At 61.4% G+C, this 23,503-nt stretch carries 13 protein-coding genes and 1 pseudogene; 8 read left to right on the plus strand and 6 right to left on the minus strand.

Annotation, left to right across the window (positions count from 1 at the left end; genetic code table 11):
* Positions 1-380: 380 nt before the first annotated feature.
* From JWR98_RS05545 to JWR98_RS05560, 4 genes and pseudogenes are all read left to right on the plus strand, one after another.
* On the plus strand, positions 381-626 hold the full coding sequence (locus tag JWR98_RS05545; protein ID WP_205489490.1) for a DUF6124 family protein: 246 nt from the start codon (positions 381-383) through the stop codon (positions 624-626).
* Positions 627-848: 222 nt separating this feature from the next.
* Complete coding sequence (locus tag JWR98_RS05550; protein WP_078733424.1) at positions 849-2,090, plus strand: exonuclease SbcCD subunit D C-terminal domain-containing protein; 1,242 nt, start codon at positions 849-851, stop codon at positions 2,088-2,090.
* A pseudogene (locus JWR98_RS05555) lies at positions 2,087-5,724 on the plus strand (AAA family ATPase). Before JWR98_RS05550 ends, JWR98_RS05555 begins: the two are co-directional and overlap by 4 nt.
* Positions 5,721-6,314 (plus strand): glutathione S-transferase N-terminal domain-containing protein, encoded by a 594-nt coding sequence (locus JWR98_RS05560; RefSeq protein WP_205489491.1) that lies wholly within the window; start codon positions 5,721-5,723, stop codon positions 6,312-6,314. The pseudogene JWR98_RS05555 and the gene JWR98_RS05560 overlap by 4 nt, the downstream one beginning before the upstream one ends.
* Before the next feature lie 24 nt (positions 6,315-6,338).
* Here JWR98_RS05560 and JWR98_RS05565 read toward each other — a convergent pair whose 3' ends face one another.
* From JWR98_RS05565 to JWR98_RS05575, 3 genes are all read right to left on the minus strand, one after another.
* Positions 6,339-6,521, minus strand: coding sequence for a hypothetical protein (locus tag JWR98_RS05565; protein ID WP_078733430.1), 183 nt, complete (start codon positions 6,519-6,521; stop codon positions 6,339-6,341).
* A gap of 156 nt (positions 6,522-6,677) precedes the next feature.
* Positions 6,678-7,853, minus strand: a complete 1,176-nt coding sequence (locus tag JWR98_RS05570) for a lactonase family protein (protein WP_078733431.1) — start codon at positions 7,851-7,853, stop codon at positions 6,678-6,680.
* Positions 7,840-8,130, minus strand: a complete 291-nt coding sequence (locus tag JWR98_RS05575; protein WP_078733432.1) for a DUF5629 family protein — start codon at positions 8,128-8,130, stop codon at positions 7,840-7,842. The genes JWR98_RS05570 and JWR98_RS05575 overlap by 14 nt, the downstream gene beginning before the upstream one ends.
* A 174-nt stretch (positions 8,131-8,304) precedes the next feature.
* On the opposite strand from JWR98_RS05575, the gene JWR98_RS05580 reads away from it, so the two are divergent.
* From JWR98_RS05580 to JWR98_RS05585, 3 genes are all read left to right on the plus strand, one after another.
* Positions 8,305-12,978 (plus strand): dermonecrotic toxin domain-containing protein, encoded by a 4,674-nt coding sequence (locus JWR98_RS05580; protein WP_225908591.1) that lies wholly within the window; start codon positions 8,305-8,307, stop codon positions 12,976-12,978.
* A 211-nt stretch (positions 12,979-13,189) separates the two neighbouring features.
* The gene (locus JWR98_RS29290) at positions 13,190-13,834 is read left to right on the plus strand and encodes a hypothetical protein (RefSeq protein WP_225908592.1); all 645 of its coding nucleotides are present in this window, start codon (positions 13,190-13,192) and stop codon (positions 13,832-13,834) included.
* 52 nt (positions 13,835-13,886) lie between these two features.
* Positions 13,887-18,185, plus strand: a complete 4,299-nt coding sequence (locus tag JWR98_RS05585; protein WP_225908593.1) for a dermonecrotic toxin domain-containing protein — start codon at positions 13,887-13,889, stop codon at positions 18,183-18,185.
* A gap of 68 nt (positions 18,186-18,253) precedes the next feature.
* On the opposite strand, the gene JWR98_RS05590 is transcribed toward JWR98_RS05585, so the two are convergent.
* A complete protein-coding gene (locus JWR98_RS05590; protein WP_078733433.1) occupies positions 18,254-20,629 on the minus strand; it encodes an efflux RND transporter permease subunit in 2,376 nt (791 codons plus the stop codon).
* Between the two features lie 15 nt (positions 20,630-20,644).
* The gene (locus JWR98_RS05595) at positions 20,645-21,685 is read right to left on the minus strand and encodes a WD40/YVTN/BNR-like repeat-containing protein (RefSeq protein WP_205489494.1); all 1,041 of its coding nucleotides are present in this window, start codon (positions 21,683-21,685) and stop codon (positions 20,645-20,647) included.
* A gap of 307 nt (positions 21,686-21,992) precedes the next feature.
* On the opposite strand from JWR98_RS05595, the gene JWR98_RS05600 reads away from it, so the two are divergent.
* Positions 21,993-23,108, plus strand: coding sequence for a Gfo/Idh/MocA family protein (locus JWR98_RS05600; protein WP_078733434.1), 1,116 nt, complete (start codon positions 21,993-21,995; stop codon positions 23,106-23,108).
* Positions 23,109-23,312: 204 nt separating this feature from the next.
* On the opposite strand, the gene JWR98_RS05605 is transcribed toward JWR98_RS05600, so the two are convergent.
* Positions 23,313-23,503: AMP-binding enzyme (locus tag JWR98_RS05605; RefSeq protein ID WP_425273157.1), on the minus strand; the 191-nt coding region annotated here is incomplete at its 5' end.

Genomic DNA, 23,503 nt, shown 5'->3' on the forward strand with positions numbered 1-23,503 from the left:
TTTATTTAACGAACCTGCGGGAGGGAGCTTGTTCCCTCCCGCACTCGGTCCGGACCGTCCGTTCGAAATGCATTGTCAAAGGCCAGCAATCCAAATCCCTTTAATTTGCAGGACGTTTCCTAGACAATCCTTCGGCCTTGCGCCTGCTCACCTCACTGGCTAGCCTTCGCTCCGTCGCTGCATATCAGCGATCGGGTGTGGAAACCTGGGAATTAGTAGGCGTCATGATCGTATGCACACGCTCAATGGCGGCTGTACGCGGGCAGACTTCGGTCTGGCCGAGTCCTACTACTCGGTTTTCCACCCCGCGTATGGCTGCCACCTAATCTGTCGTGTGGAAACGACACAGGTGGCTCCCCCACTTAGTAGGAGCTTCACCCATGAACAAAATCGTCCCCGACCCACCCTATACCCCGCTCTTCGTCGTCCACGAAAACCTCAGCTTCGAAGATGCCATCGCCAGCATTTCCTCACTACTGCGCTGCGCCACCACCACCGCTACCGAAACGGCCGAAGGCTTGACCGGCACCCAGCGCGACATGGCCTGCGCCACCGAACACCTGATCGACATGGCCCGCACCCTCGCCGACCGAGCGCTGGATTGCCTGCAACCACCCCCCAACTAACGCCGCATAACCGTGTGGGAGGGGCGGTGCGACGATTCTGTGGTGAGGGGGCTTATCCCCCGACGGGTTCACCGCCAATCCCAGGGGCTGCTTCGCAGCCGGCGCGGGGCAAGCCGCTCAGCACAGCAAGCCCCCCTCCCACAGTTGACCTGTGTCGTCCAAAGCGCCGCATTCACATAACAGGTAAACTCCCTCCTTTTCATCTTCTCCACGGAGTTCGCCTTGCGTCTGTTCCACACCTCCGACTGGCACCTTGGCCAAAACCTGCACGGCCAGGAACGCGACTTCGAACACGCCTGTTTCCTTGAATGGCTGCTGGGCCAGCTCAAGACCCATCGTCCGGATGCGCTGCTGATCGCCGGCGATATCTTCGACACGGTCAACCCGCCGCTCAAGGCCCAGGAGCGGCTGTACGATTTCATCATCAGCGCCCACGAGCAAAACCCCGACCTGACCATGGTGATGATCGCCGGCAACCACGACTCCGGCTCGCGTATCGAATTGCCCGCGCCGTTGATGCGGCGCCTGCGCACGCATGCGCTGGGCCGCGTGCTGTGGCTGGATGATGGGCAGTTGGACGCCGAGCGCCTGCTGATCCCGTTGCCGAATGCCAAAGGCAAGATCGCCGCCTGGTGCCTGGCCTTGCCTTTCCTGCGCCCGGCGGAAGTGACCGGTGCACAGCTGGGTGACGATTACCTGCGCGGTATCGGCCAGGTGCATGAAGGGTTGATCGCCGCCGCCAACGCCAAACGCAAAAAAGGCCAGGCGCTGATTGCCATCAGCCATGCGCACATGGCGGGGGGCTCGGTGTCGGAAGACTCCGAACGCAGCCTGATCATCGGCAATGCCGAGGCGCTTCCCGCCAAACTGTTCGACAACAGTGTCGGCTATGTTGCCCTCGGCCATTTGCACAAGCCGCAAAAGGTCAATGGCGAAGAGCGCATTCGCTACAGCGGCTCGCCAATTCCGCTGTCGTTTTCCGAAATCGGCTACAAGCACCAGATTCTCGACGTGACGTTCCAGGGCCAAGCCCTGGTCAGCGTCGAACCGCTCTTGATCCCCCGCTCGGTTAACCTGCAACGCCTGGAAGCCGCGCCCCTGGCCGATATCCTTAAACAACTGGCCGACCTGCCCGACATCGATCTGCTCGCCGAAACCCAGCGCCATCCCTGGCTGGAAGTACGGGTACGCCTCGACGAGCCGCAACCGGACCTGCGCCAGCAAATCGAAACCGCCCTGCAAGGCAAGGCCGTGCGCCTGGTGCGCATCGCCGCCGAATATGCCGGCAAACGCGGCCAGGACGAGGCTGACGACGCGCGCCTGATCGAACTCGACCAGCTCACGCCGCAGGAACTGTTCAGCCGCGCCTGGCAGGACAGCTACGGCAGCGAGGTGGATGAACAGACCTTGAAAGACTTCGCCGTGTTACTCCAGGACGTACAGCACGAGGAGGAGCAGCCATGAAGATTCTTGCCATCCGCCTTAAGAACCTGGCCTCGCTGGCCGGCCCGTTCGAGATCGACTTTACCGCCGAGCCCCTGGCCAGCGCCGGGTTGTTCGCGATCACCGGGCCCACCGGGGCCGGTAAAAGCACCCTGCTCGACGCGCTGTGCCTGGCGCTGTTCGGCGCCGTGCCGCGCCTGGGCGACACCGGCCAGGCGAAAATGCAGGACGCCGACACGGACATTTCCATCGGCGACCCGCGCACCCTGATTCGACGCGGCACCGGCGGTGGCTATGCCGAGGTGGATTTTGTCGGTGTCAGTGGCCGTCGCTATCGGGCGCGCTGGGAAGCCAACCGCGCCCGCGACAAGGCCAGCGGCAAGTTGCAGAACAGCCGCCAGAGCCTGATCGATCTGGACAGCGACCAGCTGCTGGCGAGCCAGAAAACCGAATACAAGACCAGCTGGAACTGGCCCTGGGCCTGAATTTCGAGCAGTTCACCCGCGCCGTGCTGCTGGCGCAAAGTGAGTTCAGCGCGTTCCTCAAGGCCAACGATAACGAACGCAGCGAACTGCTGGAAAAACTCACCGACACCGCGCTGTATACCCGCCTCGGCCGACGCGCATTCGACAAGGCCAAGGAGGCCAAGGATGCGCACAAACAGTTGCAGGACCAGGCCACCGGCGTAGTACCCCTGGCCGCCGAGGCCCGCGCCGAACTGGATCAGCAACTGGCCGACGCCCAGCAACAGTTCAAGACCCAACAGGCCCAGCTCAAGCAGCTGGAGTTGCAGCACACCTGGCTCAAGGAACTGCGCGAATGGCAGGAGCGCCAACTCGACGCAATGGAGCGAGTGCAACGGGCCCAGGCCGACTGGAACAACCAGGCCGCGCAACGCCAGGACCTGAGTTGGCTGGAGCAGTTGGCACCGCAACGCCATCACTTCGCACGCCAGGCCGAACTGAGCACCCTGCTGACGCCTTTGGCCGCGCAGATTGAGCAGCATATCCAGCAGCAAAGCGAGTTGCAGACCCACCAGGAGCAAGCCCAACAGCAGTTGGCTTGCGCCCAGGCGGCACTGACTGACGCCCTGAAAAACCAGGGCGATGCCGTCCCCCTGCTGCGCCAGGCCTTCGAAGAACAAAGCACCCTGGCCCACTTGAGCAAAGACCTGGCCAAGCGCGCCGAAGAGCACCACCAGCAGCAAAGCGCCTGTTCCGAAGGCCAGGCTCAGCTCAATGGCTTGCTGGACAAGCAGTCCCAGGTTGCCGGACGCCTGCAACGCCTGGGCGCCGAGCTTGAGCGCAGCGCCGCCCTGGCACCGTTGAGCGAGGGTTGGACCTACCAGCGCGAGCGCCTGCAACAGCTGATGGTGATTGGCAGTCGCCTGAAAAAGGGCCAGGAAGAATTGCCGCAACTGGAAGCACGCGCCACCCGCGCCGCCGAACAGTTCAGCGCACAGCGCGAATCCCTGGACCTGCTGTACCAGGAGGCCGGTGCCGAACCCAATGCGGTGGCCGAGCAGATTCAACTGCTCGCCAGCCTGTTGCAGGACAATCGCAAGCAACAGCGCGCCTTTGAAGACCTGACACGTCTATGGGACAGCCAGCAACAGCTCGACCAGCAAGCCGCCGCGCTGACGCAAAAACTCGCCGACGCCCAGCAACAACGCGAGCAACTCAACCAGACCGGCCTGCAAGCCAAAGCTGAACTGACGGTTGCCGAGCAGACATTGACGGTGACCAAACAACTGCTCGAGCGCCAACGCCTGGCGCGCAGTGCCAGCGTCGAGGAACTGCGCGAGCAGCTACAGGACGACCAGCCGTGCCCGGTGTGCGGCAGCCATGAGCATCCGTATCACCAACCCGAAGCGTTGCTGCAAAGCCTCGGCCGCCATGACGAAAGCGAAGAGGCCACGGCGCAGAACGCCGTCGACACCCTCAAGGAAAAACTCACCGAACTGCGTGGCGAAGTCGGCGGGCTGATTGCCCAGCAAAAAGAGTTCCTGCAACAGCAGGAGCAGTTGGCCGCGCAACAACAGGCGCTCAAACCCAGCCTGGATGCACACCCGCTGGCCGCGTCACTGTTCAACCAGGACGTCGCCAAACGCAGCCCCTGGTTGGCTCAACAACTGGCCCAACTGACGCAAAGCATTACCCAGGACGAACAACGCCAGGCCGCCCTGCTCAACCTGCAACAAAACGCCGGGCGCTTGCAGCAACAACTGCAAGCCGCCCAGGACGCCAGCCAGCAGGCGCGCCAGTTGCTGGTGGACCAGCAGCGCGAACTGTCCAACGACCGCGAACGCCTCGATGAAGAACTCGGTGCCTTCGCCAGTCTGTTGCCGGCCGACACCCTGGAAGGCCTGCGCAAGGAACCTGCGGCCACCTTCATGCAGTTGGACCAACAGGTCAGCCAACGCCTGGAGCAACTGGGCCATCAGCGCGATGAGCTGGCCGAGCAACAGGAACGCCAGCAGGCCATTGAGAAACAACAGACCCACCAGCAGCATCGCCAGCAGCAACTTGAGGCACTGGCCCTGCAGGTCGGCGAACTGACCACCCAGCACCACGCCGCCCAGCAAACACTCAGCGACTTGCTCGGCGAATACGCCAGCGCCGAACAGTGGCAACAGCAACTGGACCTGGCCGTCGCACACGCACGCCAAGGCGAAACCGACGCCAACCAGCAACTGCAAGACACTCGTACTGCGCTGGTGCAATTGGCCGCCGACCTCAAGGCCCAACAGCAACGCCAACAGGCGCTGCTTACCGAACAGCAGGCGCTCGATAGCCGTCTTCACAAATGGCGCGCCCTGCACCCCGAACTGGATGACGCCGGCCTTAGCCGTTTGCTGGCCTTCGACGAAACGCAGATCAACGCACTGCGCCAGCAGCTGCAGCACAGCGAGAAAGCCGTCGAACAAGCCAAGGTTTTGCTGCAAGAGCGCGAACAGCGCCTGGCCGAACACCAGGCCCTGCACAACGGCAACCTGGAAGCCGAACAGCTGGACAGCACCCTCGCCGCCCTCAATCAGCAACTGGCCGAAGGCGAGAAACAGCTGGCCGAACTGCGCGCGCGCCAGGCCGAAGACCAGCGTCGCCAGGACGCCAACAGTGTCCTGGCCTCGCACATCGCCATGGCCTACGACGAGTGGCAGCGCTGGGCACGCCTGAACGCGCTGATCGGTTCGGCCACCGGCGACACCTTCCGCAAGATCGCCCAGGCCTACAACCTCGACCTGCTGGTGCACCACGCCAACGTGCAACTGCGCCAACTGGTGCGCCGCTACCGCCTCAAGCGCGGCGGCAGCATGCTCGGCCTGCTGGTGATGGACACGGAAATGGGCGATGAACTGCGCTCGGTGCATTCGCTGTCGGGCGGCGAGACGTTCCTGGTGTCGCTGGCCCTGGCCCTGGGCCTGGCGTCCATGGCGTCCAGTACGTTGAAGATCGAATCGCTGTTTATCGACGAAGGTTTCGGCAGCCTCGACCCCGAGTCGCTGCAATTGGCGATGGACGCACTGGATGGCTTGCAGGCCCAGGGCCGCAAGGTGGCAGTGATCTCCCATGTGCAGGAAATGCACGAACGCATCCCGGTGCAGATCCAGGTCAAGCGCCAGGGCAATGGGTTGAGCACGCTGGAGGTCAAGTGAGCGAGGCGCTGCTGTATTCGTTCAGGCGCTGCCCCTATGCCATGCGTGCGCGCATGGCATTAAGGTACTCGGGCATCGCCGCGCGCATCATCGAAGTCAGCCTCAAGGCCAAGCCGGCCGAGATGCTGGCGCTGTCGCCCAAGGGCACGGTGCCAGTGTTGAGCGTCGACGGTCGGGTGATCGATGAGAGCCTGGCGATCATGCAATGGGCGCTGGCACAGCATGACCCGGACAATTGGTTGCTACAGGGTGAGCCTGCGGTGCTGGCGTTGATTGCCGAGAATGACGGGGGCTTCAAACATTCCTTGAATCAATACAAGTACGCCGAGCGGTACCCGCAGCAGCCGGTGGAGTTCTATCGGGCCGAGGGCGAGGTGTTCTTGAGCAAGCTTGATGCGCTATTGGCTGGGCGTGAGTATTTGCTGGCTGATCATCTGAGCCTGGCCGACGTGGCACTGGCGCCGTTTGTGCGCCAGTTTGCCCACGTGGATCGGGAGTGGTTTGCCGGGACGCCGTATCGGCGTCTCCAGGCCTGGTTGCAGCGTTTTCTGGACGCGCCGCTGTTTATTGCGGTGATGACCAGGATTTGAGGCAAGCCCCTCCCACATTAAATTTCAGTGTGCTTGAATCTTGTGATCCAGCGCGGCATAGAAATTGGCACTTTGTTGCAGGTATTTCTGGGTGTAGGCACTGGTGCTCGATTGCTTGCCGGCAACCTCCACACTGGCCGAAGCCGGCAGTGCAACAGTGGCCGATACAGCGGAAGCAGCGATAACAGAGAAGAGATTGAAGTTCATGGCGGTAACCCTCGTGTTCGTTTGGTTGAGTGGCCGGGGAAGGCCTTGGAGCCAAACTTACGCCCGAGGGTTGAACCTTAGAAATGCTTTGAAACACTAGCCCCTATCAATACAATTAATACAAAGGCTCAGGCCCCACGCGGCGGGGCCTGTGGCTTATTGACGCAGCAGGAACTTGAGGTCGCTGGGGGCATCGATCGGCAGTTTTTGCACGGTTTTACCCAGCAGACCGGTCTTGGGATCGCGTTCAACCACCACGATTTCATTGCTTTTCTGATTGGCGATCAACAAGAACTTGCCGCTGGGGTCCAGGCTGAATTCGCGCGGATGGTCGCCTTCGACCGAGCGCTGCTGCACCTGCTTGAGGTGAGCGGTGGCCGGGTCGATGCTGAACACCAGGATATGGTTGGCCGTGCCCCGGTTGCTCACATACAGGAACTTGCCGTCGCTGGAGGCATGCAGCGCCGCACCGGCTTTGTCCGACACCGGTTGCCCGGTGGCGTAATCCACCAACTGGGTTTGGGTCAGCTTGCCGTCGGCGTAATCGAACACCGCCACCTGGGCGCTCATCTCGGTGGTCAGCCAGGCGTGCTTGCCATCGGCGCTGAACAGCAGGTGACGCGGGCCGCTGCCCGGTGGCAACTGCACCGATGCAGGATTGGCCGGGGTCAACGGCTGCTCGTGGTTGGCCTTGGGGTCGTAGCGGTAGGCAAACACCTTGTCGGCCCCCAGGTCCTGGACAAACACGTACTTGCCGTCCGGCGACGACACTACCGAGTGCACATGGTTGGACGCCTGGCGCTCAGGGTTGACGCGGCTGGCCGGGTGCGCGCTCAGCTGCACCGGCGGCGAGAGTTTGCCCGTGGCGTCCACCGGCAGGATCGCCAGGCTGCCACCCGGATCTTCCAGCACCGAGTAGTTGGCGACGAACAGGTAGCGCCCGTCAGCAGCGAGGCTGGAGTGGGTCGGCTCGTTGCCCAGGCTCTGTACCTGGTTGATCAAGGTCAGTTGATGATTCTGCGGGTCGATGCGGTAGCTGCTCACGCGACCGACCGCGTCTTTTTGCCCCGGGCCATTTTCGTTGACCACGAACAGGTGTTGCTGGTCTTTGGAGACCGTCAGCCACGAGGGGTTGGCGGCCTTCGCAGCCAATACCGGTTTGCCCTCGAACTGGCCGGTGCGGCTGTCGAATTGCAGGCGGTAGATGCCTTCGCTGCTACCGGCGGTGTAGCTGCCCACCAACAGTTCATAGGTATCGGCCGGTGCAGCCTGCACCGACATTGCACCGACACTGCCCGCCATCAGCAGGGGCCAGAATTTACGCATCATCATCGGCTTCGTCCTCGTCGTTATTGTTATCACCCTTGATCGCACTCAAGCAGACCAGGCGATGCTCACCGTCGTCGTTCAGCAGCAGCCAGCTTTGCAGGGTCTCATCAAAAGTCGCGGCACTCAGCTGTTCTGGACTGAATCTCCAACGCTTGAGTTCCCGACCGTCCATGCTTTCGATCAGCAGGTGTTGGTCGAACGTGAACTCGAAGGCGTGCAGCCCGTTGATGATCAACATGTCGCTGGTAGTCAGAGCAGTGGTCAGGGCGTCGGCAGTCATTACTAAATCAGTCATCTGGAGAAGAAGAGCAAGCATGATAGGCGAGTTTCGCCCCAGCACCCAACGTGCCCTGTCGCTTGAGGTAATTGAATACCCCTCCTCCCACGCCAAGCCGGCGTTAAGTAATCAAGCATCGCACCGATGCCCAATGATTGCGCAGAAGAGGACCTCAAGATGCCATCCCCTAACCTTTCCACACCCAGCGTGGCCCAAGCCGTCAGCGCAACCTTCGCCAGCCGCCCCACGTTTGAATCCGTCGTGCAGCGCACCTTCACGGCAGCGATCAGCGAACATTATCCGGGCCTGGCGCTGGACTGGTCCACGCTTCAACTGGCCCTGCCGGTGGCCGGTGGCGCCTGGCGGTTCGAGCCCTTTGCGGCAAAAATACTCGACTACCTGGCGTCCGGTACACCGGTGGACTTCAACGAGGTGGGCGCGCTGGCACCGTACCTCACCCAGCGACCACCGACGCCGATTAAAACACCCACCGGCCATTGGCTGGACATGCACGTCATCGATACGCTGGTCCGCGAACTCCCCTGGTCGGTGCCCATCGGCCTGCAAAACGCCCTGACTGATTACTGGAACCCCACACCTGAAGACGCCACCAACCGTTGGCGCTGGCTCAGTGACACACTGCGCGACACCCTGCAACTGGCCGCCCTGCAACAACCAGACTTAAGCGATGCCGCGCGCCAGACCCTGCAACAGGTGATCAACTGCCCTGCCTACGCACAACGGGTGAAACGCTATGGCACGGCGGCGACCTATGCCTACACCCTGGAAACCCGACTGCACCACGACAATCAGGACAGTGCGCTGCTGAGCCCACAGCTGATGCTGGTGCGTACGGTCAATACCGACACGGTCGTGCTGCTGTGCCAGCCCGATGGCACCCTGCGCACCTTCGCCTCGGTCGACGCATTGGGTCAATACTGGAGCGAGCACGTCGCCGGCCATTACATTATCGAGGCCGTGACCTGGGAACGCTACGAAGTGCAAGGCTCTGTGTTCGAGCACCAGGCAGCGCTGATCCTCAACCAGCAGTTGCAACACATCGGCGCGCTGCGCCTGCCCAGCGATCTGGGCTTAAGCAACCTGCAAGCGCTCTATCGCGACATCAGCGACCCTGCGCACGCCTTTCTCGACGAGCCCCAGACTGCGACGACGTTTGAAAACACGTTGCGCGAAAAACTGCCGGGCTGGCTGCAACACGCATCCACCGAGCAACGTGCGGCTTACCGTCGACACAGCCTGGGCCTGGCCAGCAACATCCGGCTCAACAAGGGGCAGACCTTTCTCAGCGACATCACGGATATTCACGGTTTTACCGTCAACGCCTTGACCCAGGCCCTTGAAACAACGGCAAAGGGCAGCGCGGCCGCCCCAGAGTCCTACCACCCTGACAACGTGCAGTTGACCTTCACCCATTACATCGGCGCGATCGGTGCCGTAGGCATTCCTGACATCCAGCGCATGAGCCTGACCGAACTGGCGATCCGCAACCTGGTGGGCCAGCCCAAAGGCACATTGACCCTGGCACACAGCGACGGCCTGCCCCTGCCCGCCTGGCTGACGCCCGATTACATCACCCGCGGCGACGGGTTGATCGAACGCGTCGATATTGGCACGACCTATCCGGACTACCTGAAACAACAGTTATTGAGCGAATCCCCCCAGGCCCTGGCGCGCCAACGACTATTCGCCGATCAACTGCGCGACCAGTTACCGCTGATGGCGCTGGAGCTGCACCTGAAAAATGAAGCGTCGATCACCAACCTTGGCGCGCGCTATGTCGCCGCGCTGGTCCAGTCCGACCCCGACGAGCGCCGAGTCGATGGCAACGCCGTAGTGCTTCGCTGCCTGGCGCTGCTGCGCAACCTCGAGGCGCCGATGGACGTGGTCGCCAACATGTTCATCATTGAAGCGCTGGACAATACCACCGGCCCGCATCTGCTCTATCGCCCGCTGTACCCCGACGCGCTGCGCGAATTCGCCACGCGTGAAGACTTGCTTAACGCCATCGCCCAACCCGGCGCGCTGCAAACCAGCGTATTGACCTGGCTACCCGAGGCGGCACGCCCGGTCTATGACAATGGCGGCTTCCTGGAACCGCACTACATACGCTTCGGCCTGGGTGATGAGTTCGCGCCAATCACGACGCCATCACCCGCGTACCTGGCCGACAACGGCGCCAGCCATGAACTGCTGCAATACCTGCTCAACGGGCAGTTGTTCGACTACCTCTACGGCAGTAACGCCGGGGCATTGATCGACCAGGCCAGCACCACGGCCGTCTCCACCCGGAGCAGCCGCTGGCAGATGCTGCTGGAAACCGGCGGCGCAGTGTTCGCCAGCCTGGTGCTGCCACTGTTGCGCGGGCCGGCGCTGCTTTCCGCCTGGCTGGTGACGTTGGCGGCAAGTCTGGAGCAAGACGTACCGGCGCTGCAAAGCCAGGACCCGGTGACACGGGAACTGGCGGGCGCCGACGTGTTGATCAGCCTGGCAGGGGTGCTGGGTGACCTGGTCCCGGTGACAACACGGGCCACTCCTCTGCCCAGCCCACTCCGGCAACAGGCGTTACGCCCGCCGGCGCCTCGACTGTTGCCGGAGCAGTGGCCACGGCCCAAGACGCCGTCGGTGAACGAAGGCGCAGTGATGATGGCCGGCCATGAGCCCGACGCACGCGGCTCGGCACTCGACTTGAGTTTCGCCAGCGGGCGCAATCGGCTGTCGGCCGAGCAAACCGCTCGCCTGCTGCGTTTGCGCGTACCTCGCCCGGCCACATTGCCAGCACCGGTAATGAGCGGCCCGCGCAAGGGGTTGTATGTGATCTACCGGACATGGCATGTGTTGCTCGATGAAAACCTCTACCGACTCAACCTGTTGAGCGACGGCAGCGTCGCTGTCATCGACCCCTTTGACGCCAGCCGGCAGGGCCCGTTCGTAAAAGCCGATGCCCAGGGCCATTGGTCGGTCGACCTCAACCTGCGCCTGCGCGGCGGCATGCCGCCCAAGCGCATCGCCGCCGAACGACAGCGCAAGGCCCAGCGAAAAATCCAGTTGGAGGATCAATGGCACGATTTCCTCGCCCAGCAAGTACCGCTGCAAAGAGCGGCGGATATCGCGCAAAGCGTGATGGAGCGATCGGAACAGGACACACGTTTTACCCCCCAGCAACTCGCCGCCCAGCGCCGACAGTTCGATGCGGCCTTGCAGCGCCAGACAGCGCAGTATCAAGCTCTGTTGGAATCGGTCGACGAACGCCTGGAACTGGGTATTGCGTTACCGGCACAAACCGTCCTGGCCTTCATGGAAAACACCATCAACAATGCGCGCAAATCCGTCGTGATGGCGGAAAAAGACCGTGCGCAACTTTATTTGGCCAACAGCCGATTCACCACCAGCGGGTTGCCGCTGCCGTACATCATCGCCAGGGAGTACACCCGCTACCTTGGGTTTATCAAGGAACTGAGCGACATCAACGAACGCGCCATGGTCAGCCTTGACCTCAGGGATCGACACCTGGCGTCGCTCTACAGCCAGGGTGCCGAAGGCATCAAGGTGTTCGAACGCCTGACCGCGGACCGCCCGGAAGCGGAGATCAGCTTCTTCAGCGTCGCCGGGCTGCAATTGATGACCTTACGCGCCTTGACGGTGAAGCAAGCCAGCATCGGCCTGCTGGAAGGTCTGGACGCCCTCATCGACCCCTTGCGGGTGCAGGTACGCTCGCATTCAGAACTCAAGACCCTCGAACTCAGCCCCGTGGAATTGCGCGAAGCCTTGGAAAGCCTGGTCGAGCAGTATGGCCAGGCCCTGGACGGACTGCAGGGTATTCGTGAGGTAAACGCCGAAGAACTGGAGCCGCACTACTTCGACAAGATGTTCACCCTTATCGAACGTTTTTATACCGATGCCAGCCAGCAACTGGCGAACGAGATCAAGCCCGAGCCCAAACCGCGCAAGCGCCCACCCAAACGTCCTAAAATCAGCACAGGCCGCCCACAGAAAAAACTGATCAAGACCCACGCCGGCGCTGTACTGATCGGTGATCTGAAGCCCGCTGGCACGCGCTATCCGACTGAAGCGGTGGAAATACATGCTGAGGACGACCAGCAATTGATCGCCACCTACCTGCGCGACAACGGCGCCTGGAGGGTGTTGCCATCTCCCTCCCCCCCGCAACCGGCCGCCCCGGCGCGGCCACTCAACGTGGTCAAGGGCGAGGCACGCAAGCTGTTCGCCATGCTGGAGGAACACTTCAAGCGCGCCGAGCGCTACAAGACGCTTTGCCGCTATCCGCAGGAAATCGAAGAGCTAATGAACCAGGATGCGATCCGCCTCGACACCGTCGCCGGCGAACTGGACAAGGCGATTCTGGCGCAACCGACCGAGTCTCGACTGGCGGCCGACCAGGCCCTGGTCGAGGCCATGCGCGAAGGCGTGCTGCGCCTCAAACGCAAGGGCCACGAACTGCGCACCGCATTGAGCCTGGCACTGCCACCCACCCACGGTAACCTGCAATTCCTGTTCGACCAGCAGTTGATACAGGTCGCCCGGCTGGGTGAGCGCATTGCGCTGACCGGCACGCGTAAAGACTTTATCCAGGAGTACGCGATCAATGATCGTCGCGGATACCCGCTGTGGTATGCGCACTTTCACTACGCCACGGCAAACACGCCCAAGGCCGACTATGGCGTGGCGCACCTGAAAACCATCGCCCAACGCAAGCAAAGCTATTACTCGCTGCTGGACACGGCACACAGCCCGCAAGCCGTGGTGGACGTTCATCGCGCCATGCTCGGTAAAAACCTGGCCGAGCGCTGGTTCCTGCCACTGGCGCCATGACGGATTGACGCGGTGGCCGGATCCGGCGCCGCGTTCGTCAACGCCCCTCATATCCGGAAATGAATCCCCGGACACAATGCAACCCAACGCATCCGGCATGTTCGCGTGGTCGCTTGAAACAGCTGATCACGCATTTCGCCTGCCGCCCCTCCCGGCAGTCGTTATGTTTCACCCGCCGCATCATGCTCATTCACACCAAGGAGGCGCTCGCATGCTATCAACCGCTAACACCCAACGACCGTTCATTGGGGTACTGCCCCCCGAACCTGTTCCTCCAACCCAGACGAGCCACTCGCCCAGGCAACCGCTGCCAACCCACGATCCGCTGAACCCGACGCCAAGCAACCCAGTGCGGCACCCGCGGGCACTCACGCGCTCACCGCTGGAGAATCCCTCGGAACCCACGCCTGCCAATCGCACAGAACAGTCGATTGCCGCGCATTTCGCCAGCCGCCCCACCCTGCGCGCGGTGGTTGCACAGTTGCTCAATGCCCAGATCAAGCACGTGTATCCTCAGTTGGCGTTCGACATCAGCGACACCTCACTGGCCGTCCCTCGCAGCGCGGCAACAGCGCAGTACGACCTGACACCGCTGCTGGACCTGGCCCTCGATCACCTGGCCAACGGCACCGAACTGGACTTCACCGAGCGTGACGGCAAACCGTGTCGGTTGTTCAAGTCGAGCAATTTCACTGACGTACGCTACCTCGACTCCACCACCGGGCGGTCCGTCGCACCGGACCTGCAGGCCATCGAACTGGCGATCCTCGGCCTGCGCGCCAACCTCAAGACCGCCTATGCCCAGGCCTTGAGCCAATACTGGGGGCAACCGGCATTCGCGCCTGACGCCCGATAGCAACGCGTCCCCCAATCACTGGGCATGGCTGAGCGACACCCTCAACGACACCTTGCGCATCGCCGGCCTCAAACAGCCCGGCCTGGATGCGCAACAGCGTCAGACACTCGATCAGGTCACACAGTACCCGGACCCGGCAGATCGTCAGCGCGCGGCCGGCGATGACGCCGCCCAGGTGTTCGTGGTGAGCTCGACCCTGAGCAAAGGAGAAATTTCCCACCAGGTTCAGAGCCCTGACCTGCTGATCACGCGCCAGGTCGACGGACGCACGGTGGTCCTGCACACCTCGGCCGCCGGGGTGATCACGCCCTACCCATCCCTGGAGGCGTTTGCCGTGGCCTGGGAGCGTCAGCTGGCGCAACGCTTTGAGTTCGATCGGCTCAGCTGGAAGTGCAGCGCGCCGGACGGCAATGTGTTCGATACCCAGGCCGCCGTTATCCTCGCCCAACAGTTGCAACATATACAGGCCATACAGCTGCCTGCACACGGTAGCGTCGACGCGCTGGAGCAACTGTTTGCCCAGGCTGGCGATCCGGCGCCCTGGTTCGCCAATACTGCGCCGCTGTCTTCGCCCCGTCTTGAGCCGATGAAACGCAATATGCCGGATTGGCTCACCCGTGCCAGCGATGCCGAACAGTTCAGCTATCAACGCCATGCCCTGGCGCTGGCCAGCAGCATGCAGCGCAACCAGGGCCGCACCTTCCTGACGGATATCCCCGATATCCGCACCTTCGCCCGACAGCAACTCGACGAACAGCTGCGCGCCGACGGGTATACGGCCGACGACCTGGAGATTACCTTCCAGGTGCCGGTCGGAGACATGGGCAGTGGCTATATCGAACCCGTGAGGATGAGCCTGGTGGACATGGCTCTGGAAAACCTCGCAGGCCTGCCCAACGGCGCAATGAGTATCCGCGTGCGCGGCGCCCCGGTCGACGACCCGCACCTGTCGCAACGGCTCAAGGACGTAATCAGCCAGGTTGATATTGGTCGCACCTATCCGGCCCTGCTGAATCGGCACTTGCTCGGCACTGATGCCCAGGCACGGGCGCGCGAAACATTGTTTGTCGAACAGGTGCCGATCCAGCTGAACATGCAGGCCATGGAACTCAAGCTCAGGGGCCAGGCCGGCCTTACCGACCAGGGCTGTCGAATGATCGAGGCCGCGATGCGGCCCGGCAGCGGCCCGCGTGAAGTCGACGGTCAGTCGATCACCGTGCGGCCCCTGGCGTTTATCCGCAAGCCTGGAGCAACACCGGACATCGTCGAGAATATGTTCCTGATCGAGCCGCAGGACTCGACGCGCGGCCCGCACATACTCTATCGCCCGCAGCTCACGCCGTCCTTGCAGGAATTCGCCAGCCGCGACGCACTGCTCAAGGCCATCCAGGCGCCCGGTCCCTTGCAACAAAGCATCCTGGCCTGGCTGCCGGACGATAAAGCCCGCGCGGTATATGGCAACGGTGGTTTCCATACCCCCCACATAGCCCGTTATGGCGTGTTCAATGAGTTCGATGCACCCGAAACACCCACCCCCACCGTCCTCGCTACCGACGGGTATGCCGCCGCCCAGGCCTTGCATCAGGACGTGTTGAACGGTGACCTGCTCAAGCATCTGTTCACGGCGAACGCGAACAGCCTGGTCACACTCGCGCAGGGCCAATCCACGTCCAATGCGCAAAGTCGCTGGGCAAGCCACAAGCAATTGGGCTGGCTGCTGTTCAACACCCTGCTGCCGATACTGCGCGGACCCGGCGCCATGGTCGGCTGGTTGGCGCAATTGGCCAGCGTCGAGAATGACATCCAGCAAATCGCTGATCCCGGCCATCGCGACCCGACGGCCGCCACCGTCGATCTGTTGCTCAACCTGGCCATGCTGCTGACCCATTCCAGGCCCGCCTCGGCAACCTCACGCACAGACCACACGATACCCTTTGAACAACGGCCGGACGTCGCCGTTCCCCTGGCTCGCACTCAAGAAGCCGACGTGAGCGCGCAGACGGCCCTGATCCATCAGGCACCCACCGATACGTTCGTTGAGCAAGCTGGCGGAACCTTCGATTTTGCCTTTTCAAGCCCACGCCGGCTGACCGCCGCCCAGCAAGAACGCTTGAATGCCTTCAGTGTCCCGGCGCCCGACACGCCAGGAGCGCCGCTGAGCAGCGGTGCGACCAAGGGCTTGTATTCGATCGACGCGCAGCTATACGCCCGTATTGATCGTCAGTGGTTCCGGGTGGCGCATGACACAGAGGGTGTCGTTATCATCGATCAACACGACCAGACGCGAACCGGACCTGCCTTGGCATCTGACGATCAAGGCCACTGGCGTATCGATACCCGGCCCAGGCTGAGGGGCGGCATGCCCAAGACAAAACTCAAGGCCAGGTTGGAGAACAGCCTGAGGGCCAAGGAACAAAATGATCTTCTCTATCGCAACAGTTACGCGGAGCTCTTACAACATGCCCGTGCTCACGAAACCGCGACAGCCGCCCTCAGCGGCGACTTTGGGCAGTACGAACTGGTTCAGAAAGAGCTCGCCACGCTCTGGAAGCTGGCCAACAGCGAAGTCGGGGAACAGTTTTCCACGCGATATCGCCAGCAATTGAACATCGCAGACGCGCGCCTGTCCGACCTGAAACAAAAACTCAACGATCTTCAATCACTCACGCGAACAGTGCTGGAAGCCGGTGAGAAAACCATTGCAATCATCAGCCCGAAAAAAATCTCCGGTGCCGATGACTTGTCCGAATACAAACAGGATCGCTCGCAGATCTACGAGAGCTTGCTCCGAACAGTCGGGAATATTAAGACTTTCCAGCAGTACCTGTTCAACGAAAGCAATCTCAGAGCCGCCAGCGGAGCGCCGATGTCTGAGTTGTTCAAAGTGGCCAAACAAGGGGTCCCACACGCCTACGACGAGCTAGTCGAAGCCTTCGAAGTCACCTATCAAAATAGGCAAGCCCTCTGGCAGACCAAGTGCGACGTCAGTGCACTGTTCGAAAAATGGACGCGTGATTCTCCCTTCGGCAACAAGCACGCCCAGGCCTTTCTCAAAAGCAGGAACATCAAGCCCCCTGCGATCAGCGCGCTGGCCGACCGGCTGTCGATGCTGGTGAATCTCAAGGAATTGAGCATCGACCGTACAGCCAGTGCACAGGGCGCCGACAACCAGTTTCAGTTGAACCGCTTCAGCGCAACGCAAGTCATACCCGTCAACCAGTCCTTCCTTGCCCAACGCGAGTACCAGGGCTACAGCCTCAATGAACGCAAGGCAGCGCTGCAAACCATCATTGATACCTACCGGCAGATGCAGAGCGACAGCGTGTTTCTGTACGACAACCATCCCTCCATGTTTCGCGCCGAGTACCACAAGCTGTTCAATAGTCACCTCAGCGGGATCATCGCCGAAGCTGAAGCAGACCTGTCGGAGGTGATCCGTGAAGAGCAGCATTTGATCCCCGTGTCTGCTGCGCAGAGCGAGAAACAAAATAAACCGCACAACCAACGGGTGTTCAACACGCGGGACAAACAAACCCTGATCGGCACGTTGAAGCCGCCGGAACAGGGGCCCGGCTACTCCTTCAATGTCATTGAGGTAGTCAACCCGGAAACCAACGAACCGATTGCCACCTATTACGAGCACCCCAATGAGCACGAATGGGTCAAGGTCAGGTTCGGCGACAACCAGCCACCACAAACGCCGCAGCCTTCGTCGCCCAAACCTCTGGCGACCTATAAGGCCCAGGCCGAGAAGCTGCTCGAAGACGCAGCCAATACCGAACGAACCATCCTGTTTCAGAAAAAGAAACTCAGCGACCCGCAGCGTCGAGATACCGTCAACCCGCTGGACTGGAACGATATGCTGCAAGATCAGGCCGATAAGCTTGAGCAGATCGCCCGACAAACCGAAGCCAGCCATGGTAAACGGCCAGAAGCCACTGAACTGGTCGCCCAATGGCGTGCCAGCGCCAGCGAGCTACGGAAAAAGGCGCGCCAGCATTGCGCCGACGGCTACAAGGTGCTGCCGCCGAAACCGGAAAACGTCGATTTCCTGTGGCGCCATGGTTTCGTCGATATCAACCTGGTACGGCGGGACATTCCCACTAAAAGCGGCGATGTTTTTACCGAATACGCGGTTCGGGACAAAGGCAAGATCGACGTGCTGTGGTATGCGCATTTCCATTACCCGGAAAAAGGCGCGCCTCGCGGCAGCTATACCGCCGCTCACCTGAAAATCCCCTCCCAACGCACCAAGACCCAGAAAGATCTAATCAGGGAAGCCAGCAATCATGAGGTGGAGCGAATCATCGCTCGCGGATCGCAGCGCCCCTGGATGAGAAGCTGTTTCTGAAGTTGTAAACGCTGAGCCGGTTGAGGGGCAATTGCGCTCAACCGGCCACACGGTGGGATAACGTGCGCTTAGTGAGCGAACAGCGAATTGCCCTTCTGCCCCGCCAATTTCTCGGGTTTGATCAGGAACCGCGCCAGCGCCGGCAGCAGCCACAGCGCGCCGAACATGTTCCACAAGAGCATGAAGGTGAGCATCAGGCCCATGTCGGCCTGGAACTTGATCGCCGAGAAAATCCAGGTGCACACGCCGATGGCCAGGCACAGGCCGGTGAACAGCACGGCTTTACCGGTGGATTTGAGCGTCTGGTAATAGGCCTCCTGCAAGGGCAGGCCCGCGCGCAGGAAGCTTTCCAGGCGGCTGTAGATGTAGATGCCGTAGTCCACGCCAATGCCCACGCCCAGCGCCACTACCGGCAAAGTCGCGACCTTGACGCCAATGCCCATGAACGCCATCAGCGCGTTGCCCAGTACCGAGGTCAGCACCAGCGGCAGCACGATGCATAGGGTCGCGGCCCAGGAGCGGAAGGTGATCATGCACATGGTCGCCACGCACAGGTACACCAGGATCAGGATGGTCAGCTCCGATTCCTTGATCACTTCGTTGGTGGCCGCTTCGATCCCGGCATTACCGGCGGCAAGGATGAATTCCAGGCCGTCCTTGTTGTTGTCCTTGGCGAAGTCATGCACCGCATGCACCGCGCGGTCGAGGGTTTCGGCCTTGTGATCGTTGAGGAACACCAGTACCGGCGCCAGAGAGCAATTGTTGTTGTACAGGCCGTCGGCACGGGCGATGGAGTTGTTCAGTACATCCGGGTTACGCGACAGGGTTTCCCACTTCAGGTTGCCCTCGTTCATGCCCTTGATCATCTGCTTGGACACGGTCACCAGCGAGATCGCCGACTGCACGCCCTCGGTGTTCTGCATCTTCCACATCAACTGGTCGATGGGCGCCATGGCTTCATAGCGCGAGCAGCCTTCGGCCTTGGTCTTGACCATCACCACCAGTACGTCCGAGCTGGTGGAGTAGTTGCTGATGATGAAGTTGTTGTCTTTGTTGTAGCGTGAGTCCGGGCGCAGTTCCGGCGCGCCTTGATCCAAGTCGCCGATCTTCAGGTTCTGGCTGTACCAGAGGCCGCCGCCAAACGCGACCAGTGCCAGCAGGACCGAGACCGGTGCCACTTTGGCGCTGGCGAATCTGGACAGCAGGCGCCAGAACGGATGGTCGCGGTGCGCGTCTTTCTTGCTCCTGGCGATGGCGCGGTGGCTGATGCCGGCATAGGAAATCGCCACCGGCAGCAGAATCAGGTTGGTGAACACGATCACCGCAACGCCGATGGACGCACCGATGGCCAGTTCACGGATCACACCGATGTCGATGATCAGCAGAGTAATGAAGCCCACCGCATCCGCCAGGATCGCGATCATCCCCGGCAGGAACAGTTGGCGGAAGGTGCGCCGTGCCGCAGTGAGTGCGTTGTCCGCCTCGCTGGATTGCAGGGCGATACCGTTGATCTTCTGCACGCCGTGGGAAATACCGATGGCGAAGATCAGGAACGGCACCAGCATCGAGTACGGGTCCAGCCCGAAGCCGAAAAAATGCATCAGCCCGAGTTGCCAGACCACCGCCACCAGCGTCGTGCTCAACACCGCGACGGTGCTGCGCAGGCAGTTGGTGAACCACAGCAGCAGCACCAGGGTGATGACAAACGCGATGCCGAAGAACAACACCACCATCACCAGGCCGTCGATCAGGTCGCCGACCTTCTTGGCAAAGCCGACGATGTGGATCTTGACGTTGGGGTTCTGCGCTTCGAACTTGTCGCGGATCTTGTCTTCGAGCTCATGGGAGAACTTGCGATAGTCCAGGGCCAGCAACTTGCCCTGGTCCTGCGGATCCGGGTAGGCCTCCAGCAGCGGGATGTCGACGATGCTCGACTTGAAATCGTTGGACACCAGACGCCCGACCTGGCCGGACTTGAGCACGTTATTGCGCAGTTGATCGAGGCTCTGCGCCGAGCCGTTGTAGCTTTGCGGGATGACTTCGCCCCCGGCAAAACCTTCTTCGGTCACTTCGGTCCAGCGTACGCTGGGGCTCCACAGCGACTTGAGGCCCGAGCGGTCGACGCCGGAGATGTAGAACACCTCGTCATTGATCTGACGCAGGGTCTCCATGTAGTCCTTGGTGAAGATGTCACCGTCCTTGGCCTCCACCGAGATGCGCACGGTGTTGCCCAGGTTCGCCAGGTCGTTGCGATGCTCCATCATCTTTTCGATGAAGGGGTGCTTGAGGGGGATCATCTTTTCAAAGCTGGTGGACGGGCGAATCAAGGTTGCCTGCCAGAACAGGAACACGCTCACCAACAGGCAGATGATGATCACTGCCGGGCGGTTGTTGAAGATCAGGCGCTCAAGAAAGGTCGCTTTATCGTTGTGATGACTGCTCATACTTTCCCCGCCTTGTTATTGTTTTGTCGGTTCAGCGCCGGCTGGCGTGGCAACACGCACACCGCCCTGCCCCGCGAGGATCAAGTTTCCATTACCCGCCGCCGTGACCGCCGACAGCGAAATGCGGTCCGGGCGATTGAAGACGCTGAAGGTCTGGCCGTCGTCGTGGCTCACCACTACGCTGCCGCCGTTGCCGACCACCACGATGGAACCATCCTCCAGCAAGGTCGCGCCCGACAAACCGAACTCCAGGGCACCCCGCGCGGCGTTCAATTGGACCTGCTCCCAGGTGCCGCCGAAATCCGTGGAACGGTAAAGGTTGCCGCGCAAGCCATAGGCTAGAAGCGTCTGCGTCTGCGCGGTGCCAATCACGCCAAACAGCGAGCCCTCGTAGGGGCCTTCGAGTTTTTCCCAGGTCTGGCCGTCGTCGCTGGAGCGGAACATGCTGCCCTGCTCGCCGACGATGAACAGGCCGGCGTCCTTGATCTGGGCGATGGCGTTGAGGTGGTATTGGTCTTCGTTGTCGAGGCGGTCGCTGACGTCGGCCCAGGTCTGGCCGCCGTCGGTGGTTTCGATCAGCGCGCCGTAGGCGCCGACGGCCAGGCCGTGGCGGGTGTCGTTGAACCACACATCGAGCAACGGTGCTTCGCGCTTGAGGTCCTGGTATTGCTGGGTCCAGGTGGCGCCGCCATCGGTACTGGCGAGGATTTGCGCGTCATGGCCCACGGCCCAACCGTGTTGCTCATCGGCAAAAAATACCGCGGTGAGCAACTGCCGGGTCGGCACTTTGGCCTGGACCCAGGTGGCGCCCTGGTCATCGGAATAGAGGATATGCCCGCGATCACCGACCGCCACCAGGCGCTTGCCGGCATGCACCACATCGATCATCAGGCCTTTGGCGGCCTTGGGGGATTCAATCGCGAACACTGCGGCGGTGGGGGTATCGCCGGCGGCGTGGACGGCGGTCGGCACCGCGACGGCGCCAAACAGCGAGAGCGCTGTGGCCAGCAACGCGACCCTGCGTGCGGCGCGTGGGCGGCAAACAACCCAACCCATGACAGGCTCACTCATAGACCTTTCTCCTATTTATTATTGTTAGGTCTTGCCTTGCCGGGCGCCGAAACCTGCAATCTAGAGCGCCTGAAGGAAGCAGGGGCCATCCTATCGGGCTTTGGAATCGTCTGACAATCAGCGCTACGTTATCTTTTGTTAACTGACGGCTTTTGGCCATGTGGTGAATATAGCCGCATTCGCCAGGCTGATTGCCGAGCGAGTAATGAATTTTTATTCCACCTATTGAGTTTAGAGAATTTTTATTCCATTAATACGCACTCTGAAAACAATAATCCAAAGGACCACGGCAATGCGTGAACTCGGAATCGGCTTGATCGGCACAGGCTTCATGGGCCGAGCCCATGCCTTGGCATTCAACAATGCGCGGGCGGTATTCGAGCTGCCGGTACAGCTCAAGCTGGCCGCCCTGGCCGATGCCGACACCGAACGCGCCCAGCGCTGCGCCACCGCCTGGGGTTTTGCCCAGGCCCATGGCGACTGGCAAGCGTTGATCAACGATCCCAAGGTCGATGTCGTGGCCATTACCACGCCCAATCACCTGCATTACCCCATGGCCATGGCGGCGATCGCGGCGGGCAAGGCGGTGTATTGCGAAAAGCCCCTGGCCGTGAGCCTCGAACAGGCCGACGCCATGCGCCGCGCCGCTAGCGCCGCCGGTGTCGTCACGCGGGTGGGATACAACTACCAGCACAACCCGATGATCACACTGGCGCGGCAGATCATCGCCAATGGCGAACTGGGCGACATCATCAGCTTCCAGGGCGAGTTCAGCGAAGACTTCATGGCAGACCCGGCATCACCGTGGTCATGGCGCTGCGAAGTCGCGCACGCCGGCGGCGCCCTGGCGGACCTGGGCAGCCACTTGCTGTCGATGGCGCGGTACCTGGTGGGCGATGTGGTCAGCGTGTGCGCCGACTCCCACACCGTGCATGCCCTGCGCCCTGCGGTAAAAGGCAGCAACGACTTCAAGGCCATCGCCGTGGATGACCAGGTGCATGCGCTGCTGCGTTTCGCCAACGGGGCACGCGGCACGGTGAGTAGCAGTTGGCTCAAGCACGGTTACAAAAACCACCTGAGTTTCGAGATCAGCGGGACCAAAGGCACGCTCGCCTTCGACCAGGAGCGCTTGAATGAACTGCGCCTGTGCCGTGTCGGTCAGGACGGTTTCCAGCGTTTGCTGGCAGGTCCTGCCCTGCCCGGCTACGCGGCGTTCAGCCCGGCTGCGGGGCACCAGTTGGGCTACAACGAACTGAAGACGCTGGAAGTACAGGAGCTGATCATGGCCGTGGCCGGGCAAGGGGCGGACGGCACTGATTTTGAGGCGGCGTGGGAAGTGGAGCGGCTGGCGACGGCGATTCGCATGGCCGCCCAGGAAGAACGCTGGGTCAACGTGAACTCGGTTTGAAACACAATGCAAAACTCCTGTGGGAGGGGCTGCATTGTTTCTTCTTTGGCTTCTTAGAACCGACCGTTTCTTAAGTCAATCGCAGTTCCAATGTGGGAGGGAGCTTGCTCCCGATAGCGGTGGGTCAGTGGATATCTACGTGACTGATTCACCGCCATCGGGGGCAAGCCCCCTCCCACATTGGATCACCGACATACCTTTAAATCAGCGCAAGGCGCGGCGCAGCACTTTACCCACTGTCGTTTTCGGCAGCTCAGTGCTGCGAAACTCCACATACCTGGGCACCTTGTAGCCGGTGAGGTATTCCCGGCAGTGGGCGAGGATCTGCTCCTGGGTCAGGTTCGGGTCCTTGCGCACGACGATGATCTTGACCTTCTCCCCGCTCACCCCATCCT

The organism is Pseudomonas lactucae, from assembly GCF_016937615.1.
Lineage (GTDB): Bacteria > Pseudomonadota > Gammaproteobacteria > Pseudomonadales > Pseudomonadaceae > Aquipseudomonas > Aquipseudomonas lactucae.

Bases quoted from the DNA above. Each gene is read 5' to 3' on its own strand.
- JWR98_RS05565 (WP_078733430.1), bottom strand. From the start codon at position 6,521: ATGAACTTCAATCTCTTCTCTGTTATCGCTGCTTCCGCTGTATCGGCC.
- JWR98_RS05595 (WP_205489494.1), bottom strand. From the start codon at position 21,685: ATGGGTTGGGTTGTTTGCCGCCCACGCGCCGCACGCAGGGTCGCGTTG.
- JWR98_RS05570 (WP_078733431.1), bottom strand. From the start codon at position 7,853: ATGATGATGCGTAAATTCTGGCCCCTGCTGATGGCGGGCAGTGTCGGT.
- JWR98_RS05575 (WP_078733432.1), bottom strand. From the start codon at position 8,130: ATGACTGCCGACGCCCTGACCACTGCTCTGACTACCAGCGACATGTTG.
- JWR98_RS05600 (WP_078733434.1), top strand. From the start codon at position 21,993: ATGCGTGAACTCGGAATCGGCTTGATCGGCACAGGCTTCATGGGCCGA.
- JWR98_RS05590 (WP_078733433.1), bottom strand. From the start codon at position 20,629: ATGAGCAGTCATCACAACGATAAAGCGACCTTTCTTGAGCGCCTGATC.
- JWR98_RS29290 (WP_225908592.1), top strand. From the start codon at position 13,190: ATGCTATCAACCGCTAACACCCAACGACCGTTCATTGGGGTACTGCCC.
- JWR98_RS05545 (WP_205489490.1), top strand. From the start codon at position 381: ATGAACAAAATCGTCCCCGACCCACCCTATACCCCGCTCTTCGTCGTC.
- JWR98_RS05580 (WP_225908591.1), top strand. From the start codon at position 8,305: ATGCCATCCCCTAACCTTTCCACACCCAGCGTGGCCCAAGCCGTCAGC.